Source organism: Nonomuraea antri, from assembly GCF_013283785.1.
GTDB lineage: Bacteria > Actinomycetota > Actinomycetes > Streptosporangiales > Streptosporangiaceae > Nonomuraea > Nonomuraea antri.
Genome location: NZ_JABCPZ010000341.1, coordinates 1 through 7,976, shown reverse-complemented (window position 1 = coordinate 7,976; position 7,976 = coordinate 1). Strand labels below are relative to the sequence as shown.

At 70.6% G+C, this 7,976-nt stretch carries 6 protein-coding genes; 3 read left to right on the top strand and 3 right to left on the bottom strand.

The features are described from left to right. Positions 1-180: 180 nt before the first annotated feature. Together HII36_RS51335 and HII36_RS51330 are read left to right on the top strand one after the other, a co-directional pair. Positions 181-942 (top strand): TSUP family transporter, encoded by a 762-nt coding sequence (locus HII36_RS51335; RefSeq protein ID WP_173530697.1) that lies wholly within the window; start codon positions 181-183, stop codon positions 940-942. 943 nt (positions 943-1,885) lie between these two features. After that, a complete protein-coding gene (locus HII36_RS51330) occupies positions 1,886-2,758 on the top strand; it encodes a matrixin family metalloprotease (RefSeq protein WP_173530696.1) in 873 nt (290 codons plus the stop codon). A 107-nt stretch (positions 2,759-2,865) separates the two neighbouring features. Here the strand turns inward: HII36_RS51330 and HII36_RS51325 are convergent, their stop codons facing one another. From HII36_RS51325 to HII36_RS51315, 3 genes are all read right to left on the bottom strand, one after another. Beyond that, positions 2,866-3,900 carry a hypothetical protein gene (locus HII36_RS51325; protein WP_173530695.1) on the bottom strand — a complete coding sequence of 345 codons (1,035 nt, stop codon included), beginning with the start codon at positions 3,898-3,900 and terminating at the stop codon, positions 2,866-2,868. A 541-nt stretch (positions 3,901-4,441) separates the two neighbouring features. Next, complete coding sequence (locus tag HII36_RS51320; RefSeq protein WP_328808277.1) at positions 4,442-5,587, bottom strand: MFS transporter; 1,146 nt, start codon at positions 5,585-5,587, stop codon at positions 4,442-4,444. Positions 5,588-6,179: 592 nt separating this feature from the next. Further along, complete coding sequence (locus HII36_RS51315; RefSeq protein WP_173530694.1) at positions 6,180-6,932, bottom strand: DeoR/GlpR family DNA-binding transcription regulator; 753 nt, start codon at positions 6,930-6,932, stop codon at positions 6,180-6,182. A gap of 43 nt (positions 6,933-6,975) precedes the next feature. Here HII36_RS51315 and HII36_RS51310 point away from each other — a divergent pair, with 43 nt between their 5' ends. Continuing rightward, positions 6,976-7,947, top strand: coding sequence for a helix-turn-helix transcriptional regulator (locus HII36_RS51310; protein WP_173530693.1), 972 nt, complete (start codon positions 6,976-6,978; stop codon positions 7,945-7,947). The last annotated feature ends 29 nt before the right edge of the window (positions 7,948-7,976 follow it).

The window sequence follows — 7,976 nt, the reverse complement described above, 5'->3', positions numbered from 1 at the left end:
ATCCCCACCTGCGCCATCCCCACCTGCACCATCCCCACCTGCACCATCCGTAGCGCGTCGCCCACTATGCGTAGCGCGTCGCCTAGCGTCCACCGTGGGGGTGCGGGAGGCAGCGGCTGTGTGATTTGGGGTGACCTATACGCTTCCAGTGGTTTATCGGGGTATGTGGGGGAGTGGCGCGTGCCGCTGGAGCAGGTGCTGGTGTTGCTGGCTGCGGCGGCATGCGCGGGCTGGGTCGACGCGGTCGTGGGCGGCGGCGGGCTGCTGCAGCTTCCGGCGATCATGATGATCGGCCTGCCCCCGGTCGAGGCCATGGCGACCAACAAGCTGTCGTCGGTGTTCGGCACCGCCTCAGCGGCCGTCGCTTACGCGCGTACCACCAAGGTCGATCGCCAGGTCGCGTTGCCGGGCGTCGTGCTGGCGACGTTGAGCGCCGGGCTGGGCGCGTGGGCGGCGGCGGCCATCTCGGCCGAGGTGCTCAGACCGGCTGTGATGGTGATTCTGCTGGCGGTGGCGGCATTCGTCACGCTGCGACCGGCGATGGGCGCGGTCCCGCAGCCGCACCTGCGCACCGACGCCCGGGTCGTCGCCGCTGTGGCCACGGCGGGCGTCGGCATCGCCTTCTACGACGGCATCATGGGTCCGGGCACCGGCACGTTCCTCATCATCGCGTTCACCACGATCCTCGGGCTCGACTTCGTCTCGGCCTCCGCCTCGGCGAAGATCATCAACATCGGGACGAATCTCGGGGCGCTGGCCGTGTTCACCTGGCAGGGGCACGTGCACTGGGGCCTCGGCCTGGGCATGGCGGTGTGCAACGTGGCCGGGGCCCAGGTCGGGGCGCGGATGGCGCTCAAGCGGGGTGCGGCTTTCGTGCGGATCGTGCTGCTGGTGATGGTTGCGGCCATGGTGATCAGGCTGGGCTGGCAGCAGTTCGCCTGACCGGCGGCAGTTCAGCTGACCGGCAACAGGCCGGTTCCCGCCCGGACGCGGCTGCTTCGGCCTGGCGCTCGCTGCTCCCGCTCGGCCGGCCGTCCTGCCCTGAGTGCGCTGCTCCCGCCCGGCCGGGCCGCCCCTGCATGAGTCCGCTGTTTCTGGCTGACGTCGCCCGGCCAGGCCGCCCTGCCCCAACTGCGCTGGTCCAGCCTGGCCGGGTCGCCTCTGTCCTGAGTCCGTTGCTCCCGTCTGGCGTTGCCCGGCCTGGTATGGGGTGCTCGGCCGCGCATGGGCGCTTTGCGTCACGCCCGCTGCTCCCGCCTTGCGGCGGCGTGGGTTCTGGTCAGGCGCTCGGTGTGGCAGCACCGGTTGGTGAGGGTGAGCACGCATCGGTCCTGTCGTCCGGTGTGGGGTGTTGCTGTGCGGCGTTCGACGGCTCGGCGTCGGACATCACTGCGCGGTCGTGTGCAAACCGCCGGATCCGCCGGTCGGTAACGGCGTTACGTGGATCTGTGAGATGCGGTCCGGGGCGTTCGGCGTGGAGGGGCATGTCATCGAGGCAGACGCAGTGCGGGGTCCGCTTTGTCAGGCGTGGGAGTGCGGCAGGCGGTCGTAGCCGGGGTCGTCTCCGGCCTTGTGTGAGTCGGGCTTTCCTCCAAAGGTGCGGCGGAATGGCAAATAACGCCGCATTATAAAAACGATCCGCTGTGAAGACAGACATAAAACCGACGATGATCGCCGTGATCCTGCCAATCAAATTAATGTTCTGAAAGTCGTCGAAAGCGCCTGTGTAATCCCGTTGACAATGTCGTCGAGCATCGGCTCTACTCCACTTATGGCTATTCAAATAAACCGGAGAAGGAAATTCGCCTTAGCCCTGATGGTCGCGGCGTCCACGTTCGCGGTCGGTCTGGGCCCGGCCTCGGCGGCGCCGCGATTCGATTCCCCCATGACGGACGCGGAGTACGGCCCCGCCGGCCCGCTGCCCGATCCGGGCGACAAGGCGCGCAGTCCGCTCACCGATCTGGCCGCGTACCCGAAACTGACCAGTGGGCAGCTCGCCGCCAAGGTGGCGGCGGAGAGCGTGGCGCGCGAGAGCGCCGACCAGCGGGAATCGGCGCCGTTCATGGAGCTGACCGACACCTCGACTCTCCCGGACGGACGGGTACGCGTCACGCACTTCACGTTCATCCCGGGAACGGACGCCACCAAGGCCGTGAAGTCGCTGCGCGAGCGGGGATTCAAGAACGTGAAACAGGAGCAGCCCGAGGCGAAACCGAACGCCTCGGACTCAGGAATCGGCGCGTTCGGACCGAACGACTGCGCGCTCGGCCAAGCGCGCTCGGTGACCTGTCCGAACTCGTGGTGGTCGAACCTGGGCCGCAACAATCCGGTCGTGCTGTTCAACGACCATTCGAGTGCGGCCTGGCCGACGACCAACGCCGTTTACAAGTGGAACCAGACTCCCAATATCGACAGCTGGTACACCTGGAACAACTGCAATCCGAGCAATGTGCACTGCGTGGACGTGTGGTCGGGCAACTACGGAGACACCGGCGGTCTCATCGGCGAGACCGTGCACTATTACATCCCGCCGAACCATGGCCGGATCATCGACGCCGTCGTCCGGCTGAACGACTGGTACCAGCCGGACACCTGGACCCGTAACGCCATGGTCACGCACGAGCTGGGCCACGTCCTTGGGCTCGGCCACAACCAGTGGTCGGGTGACGTGATGCACCAATATGTCGGCACTCGCGAGGACATCGGCGGCGAGAACCCCGCGCTGCTCGCCCAGATCTACTCCATCGACAGGCAGTGAGACCGCTGCACGCCTGACCAGGTGGGCGTTGCGCCCGGGTCCGTACGATCAGCGGAAGGTTGCTGAGAGATCACCGGACCCGGGCAACACGACCTGCTGCTCCGGGATCATCGCATGGACCCGAGCGGAGGGCCTGGGTCGCCGCCCGCCGTGCCATGCAGTGATCTCGGTTCGATGGCCGGGTCTCCGGCGGTGATCTCCCGGTCCGGCACGGCTTCGATCACGTGCGGCGCATGCTGCCACGACAGGCCGAGCTGGCAGGACCAATGGTCGGCGCAGACGTCCCCCAGCAGTCCGGGAAGGCTCTCAGCGTAGGAGGCGTCGTCGGTGATCGGGGCGGTCAGGAGCGGGGCCGATGCGGTCGGGTGCGGCGAGGCGGCACTGCCGCTGATCTTCGCGACCGCCTCCGGATGGCCGGTCTCGGCGGCCAGCCGGTAGAAACAGTGCGCGATGCTGGCCCTGGTGGCGCCGCCGGCCTCCAGGGCGCAGCCGTACCGGTAGGCGACCTCGGCGGCCTGGGCGCGCAGATCGTGCGCGTCCCGCAGCGCCATCGCGCCCTCGTGGCCTGCGTCGACGGCGCGGCCCAGCCAGGACTCGCCGTCGTGGTTCCAGCCGCGCAGCAGGGTGAGCAGCGCCAGCTGGAAACTCGCCTCGGCGTCTCCGTCCATGGCCAGGCGAGCCAGACGGGCGCCGATACGGCCATGGGAGTCGAGGTAGCACTGGACCAGCTCATCGGCGGTCAACTGCTCGGCAGGGGACTTCGCGGCGGGGCCGGTCGCGGCGGGGGAGGGCGGACCCTCCCTTGGGACGGTGGCCGCTTGATCGGCGTTGCCGGCGTGCAGCCAGCGGGTGTTCCAGGTGGCCATGTCCAGCGGGCCGAGGTCCAGGTTCCCCTCCCGGGCCGCCGCGTGGCACGCCGCGACGTAGGAGACCACCCAGGCCCAGGAAGGCGGACGGCGCCGCTTGCCGGCGAGGATCTCCTGCGTGGTGCTGGTGTGAAGTTCGCGGCCTTTGACGCCATTGGGCAGCGGATCGCGCGACAGCCGGCGCAGCCGGGGCAAGGGCGGCTTGCCGGCCTGTTCCCTCAGCTCGTTGAGCTGGTCGATGAACGCGCGCAGGGAAGTGCCTTGGTCATGGGTCATCGGTGTTGGCCAGATTCGTGATCACGGTATGTGGAGGTCACGCCGTGACTGGAGATCAACGAATCGTGACGGCAGTCATGTTGCCACCGATACGGGGCGAGCCACCCGCCGATCAGCGATCGGAGTTCGTTCGATTTGGCCTGCTTTCTCCGTGAGCTGGCTCATGTGCGGGACAATCGGGTCGGCCTCGACACATCTCGAACGAAGTCGAATGGCGTCGAACGCTTCCGGCTCCCGCCACAGGGCAAAGCCGGGTCCACACGGCTGACCCGGCGCAGGGCCGCATGTGATCCAAGGCCGCATGTGTGTCAAGGGCGCATGTGCTCAGGGCCGCACGTTCAGGGCCACACGGTTCAGGCCGCGTGGCGTCCGCGTGCACCGCGTCGACGTCGTTCGAGCCCGCGTGAACTGCTGGCGGTGGTGGGCCCGAGGGCGGACGTCGTGATCCTCGTCGCACCTTCCCCCGGGGTCCTGGAAGGTGTACGCACCCGCCCCGCCCCACTCGCTCAGCAGGCAGGACGGGGAGGACGGGCAACGCTTTTCACCGGACCCGGGCCGGTCGCGGGGTTCGCAGGGCGGTGGCGGTGACCGCGACGAATGCCGCCAGCAGCGCCGGGATGGCCAGCGCCCGAGGCAGCCCCGCGACCTCCGCCATCGCCCCGATGATGACGGGACCGGTGAGGAATCCCAGGTAGCCGATGCTCGCCACCCGGGCCAGCGCCCGCCCCGCGTACGCCGGATCCCGGTGCCCGGCCGCCGAGAACACCTGCGGCACGATGCACGACAACCCCGCGCCGAAGCAGCCGAACCCGATCACGCCCGCCACCGGGTCGCGGATCAGCAGCGCGACCCCCAGCCCGCCGGCGGCCAGCAGCCCGCACCCGCGTACCAGCGGGACCGCGCCCAGCCTGGCCGCCAGGCGGTCGCCGGCCAGCCGTCCGGCGGTCATCATGATGGAGAAGGCCGCGTATCCGGCGGCGGCCGCGCCGGCGGAGGCGGCCAGGTGGTCGTGCAGGTAGACCGAGCTCCAGTCGGCCGCCGCCCCCTCGCCCACCAGGCAGCAGAACGCCAGCACGCCGAGGAACACGATCCCGCGCGGGTGCCCGGACCCCCGTCCGCCGGTCTCGGCGTGCGGCGACGGGGTCGAGCGCAGCGTCCAGCGGGCCGCCCAGACGGCGAGCACGACGATGACCGCGCCCACCGACATGAACGTGACCTGCACCGACAGCCCGGCCGCCGCGAACAGGCCACCGGCCGCCGCCCCGGTGAACCCGCCGATGCTGAAGATCGCGTGGAACGACGACATGATCCGCCGCCCGCCGGCCCGTTCGACTTCGACGGCGTTGGCGTTCATGGACACGTCCAGGACGCCGTGCACGATCCCGAACACCAGCAGCGCGCCCGCCAGTGAGGCCAGCCCGTCGGCGAAGCCCGGCGGGATCAGCACCACGCCCTGCGCGAGCGCGGCGGGCTTGGCGACGCGGCTGCTGCCGAACCGGTCCACCAGCCGGCCGACGACGGTCATGCCGATGACCGCGCCGGCCGCGATCGCCAGGAGGGCGAGGCTCAGCTGTCCGTCGCCGGCGTTCAGCCGCTCCTTGATCGCCGGGATCCTCGCCGTCCAGGCGCCGACGGCGGCTCCGGCCAGGAAGAACATCAGCGACACCGCGACCCGCTCGCGCCTCACGCGATCACCCGCCCGCAGTGGCGCCCTGGCAACCGACCGGACGACCGAACGCCCCACCGGGCAGGCAGCCGGGTGATCGGCCGGGCGTGCCGCCGGGTGGATGGCTGAGTGAGTCGCCGGTTGGTCGGCCGATCGATCCGCCGCGCGGGCGGCTGAACGGTGGGCGGTTGAGCGAGTCGCAGGTCGGGCAGTCGAGTGGGCAGCCGGTTGGCTGGCCGGTCGGGCCGTCGGGTGGATGGCTGAGCGGCGGGTGGCTGAGTGAGTCGACGGTCGGGCGGTTGAGTGGGCGGCCGGGCGTGCCGCCGGGTGGGCGACTGAATGGTGGGCGGCCGAGTGAGCCGCCGGATGTCTGGCCGGTCGGGCCGCCGCGGCAACGGGCAGGGGCGCTGCCGCGTGGGCCGGTGAGGGAGAAGCTGATCGAGTCGGCGGCTCGGCGGCCGGGCCGACCGTTGGGATCGGTGGGAAAGAAGCTGGTCAAGTCGATGGCTCGGGGGTTGAGGCGAGCGTTGGGGTCGGCCGGGGAGTGGCCGGTGAGACGGATGGGCGGGCGGTCGGGGAAGTCGCGCAAGCACACCCGTGTTCGCGCGGGTGTTCATGCGACCACCCGCACCGTGACCTTGGCGGCCACCAGCGCATCGTGCTGCTCGCGCGGGATCCCCGCGTCGGTCACCACCACGTCCAGCTCCGAGATCGGGCAGACGGCCCCGAAAGCCGTCCGCGAGAACTTGCCCGAGTCGCACGCCACCACCACCCGCCGCGCCGCGGCGATGGCGGCCTGCTTGACTGCGACCTCGGGCAGGTCGTGCGCGGTCAGCCCGTGCTCGGACGACAGCCCGCAGCAGCCGATCACCGCCGTGTCGAAGCGCAGCGCCTTGATCGACGACTCCGTCAGCGGGCCCATGAAGTTCAGCTCGCCCTGGCGCACCTCGCCGCCGGGCAGCACCAGCCGGACGCGTGGCGCCGCGGCCAGCAGCGTGGCGGACTGCAGGGCCAGCGGCAGCACGGTCACGCGCCGCTCGGCCAGCGCGCGGGCCACCTCCAGCGCGGTGGTGCCGCCGTCGAGCACCACCGCCTCGCCGTCGGCGATCAGGGCGGCGACCTCGGCGCCGATGCGCTGCTTGGCCTCGACCGCCTCGCGCTCGCGCACCGCGAACGGCGGCTCCTCGCCGCGCAGCAGCAGCGACAGCGCGCCGCCCCTGATCCGGCGGACGACGCCCTGCTGGGCCAGCTCGTCGAGGTCGCGGCGGATGGTCATCTCCGAGACACGATGCTCGGCGGCTAGTTCGGTGACGGAGACGCTGTCGTGGGTGCGCAGGGTGTCCATGATGGCGCGCAAACGTTCCATGCGTTCATACAAACACGACGAATGTGCGCAATACAATGGACGTATGCGCGCAAGCCGCCTGCTCTCGCTCCTTCTGCTGCTGCAGACGCGCGGCCGCATGACCGCACCCGAACTGGCCGCGGAGCTGGAGGTCTCGGTCCGCACGGTCTACCGCGACGTCGACGCCCTGTCGGCGGCCGGGGTCCCGGTCTACGCCGACCGCGGCCCGGCCGGCGGCTACCAGCTCCTCGACGGCTACCGCACCCGGCTGAACGGGCTGACCGCCGAGGAGGCCTCCTCGCTGTTCCTGGCCGGACTGCCGGGACCGGCCGCCGAGCTGGGGCTGGCCGAGGTGGCCGCGACCGCCGAGCTGAAACTGCTGGCCGCGTTGCCGCCCGAGCCGCGCACGCAGGCCTCACGCATGCGCGAGCGCTTCCTGCTGGACGTGCCGAGTTGGTACCGCGACGCCGACGACGTCCCGCATCTGAGCGAGGTGTCCGAGGCGGTCTGGGGCCAGCGGGTGCTGCACATGACCTACCAGCGCTGGGGCCGCCAGGTGGTCGATCGGGTGATCCACCCGTACGGGCTGGTGCTCAAGGGCGGCTCCTGGTACCTGGTGGCGGCGCCGCCCGACGGCGATCCGCGGACGTACCGGGTGGCCCGGATCCAGACGGTGGAGACGCTGCCCGGCGCCTTTCGCTGGCCGGAGGGCTTCGACCTGGCGGAGTTCTGGAAGGCGTACGCCAAGGAGTTCCGCGAGCGCATGTACCGTTTCGAGGCGGTCGTCAAGCTCGCGCCCGACATGGACGACCTGCTGGCCTACACCATGGGCACGGACGTGACGACGGCCGCGCTGGCCGCCGCGGGACCGCCCGACCCGGAGGGGTGGCGCACGCTCACGCTGCCGATCGAGTCGATCAACCACGCCCGCTGGCTGCTGCTGCGCCTGGGCGCGGGCGTGGAGGTGATCGGCCCGCCGGAGCTGCGCGCGCTGATGGCCGAGGCGGCCGCCGAGCTGAACAAGATGTACGGCTGACCTATGACCCCATGACCCCTTGACCCCAT

Coding starts and splice junctions, on each gene's coding strand:
- HII36_RS51325 (WP_173530695.1), bottom strand. CDS start 3,900: ATGACCCATGACCAAGGCACTTCCCTGCGCGCGTTCATCGACCAGCTC.
- HII36_RS51315 (WP_173530694.1), bottom strand. CDS start 6,932: ATGGAACGTTTGCGCGCCATCATGGACACCCTGCGCACCCACGACAGC.
- HII36_RS51330 (WP_173530696.1), top strand. CDS start 1,886: ATGACGGACGCGGAGTACGGCCCCGCCGGCCCGCTGCCCGATCCGGGC.
- HII36_RS51310 (WP_173530693.1), top strand. CDS start 6,976: ATGCGCGCAAGCCGCCTGCTCTCGCTCCTTCTGCTGCTGCAGACGCGC.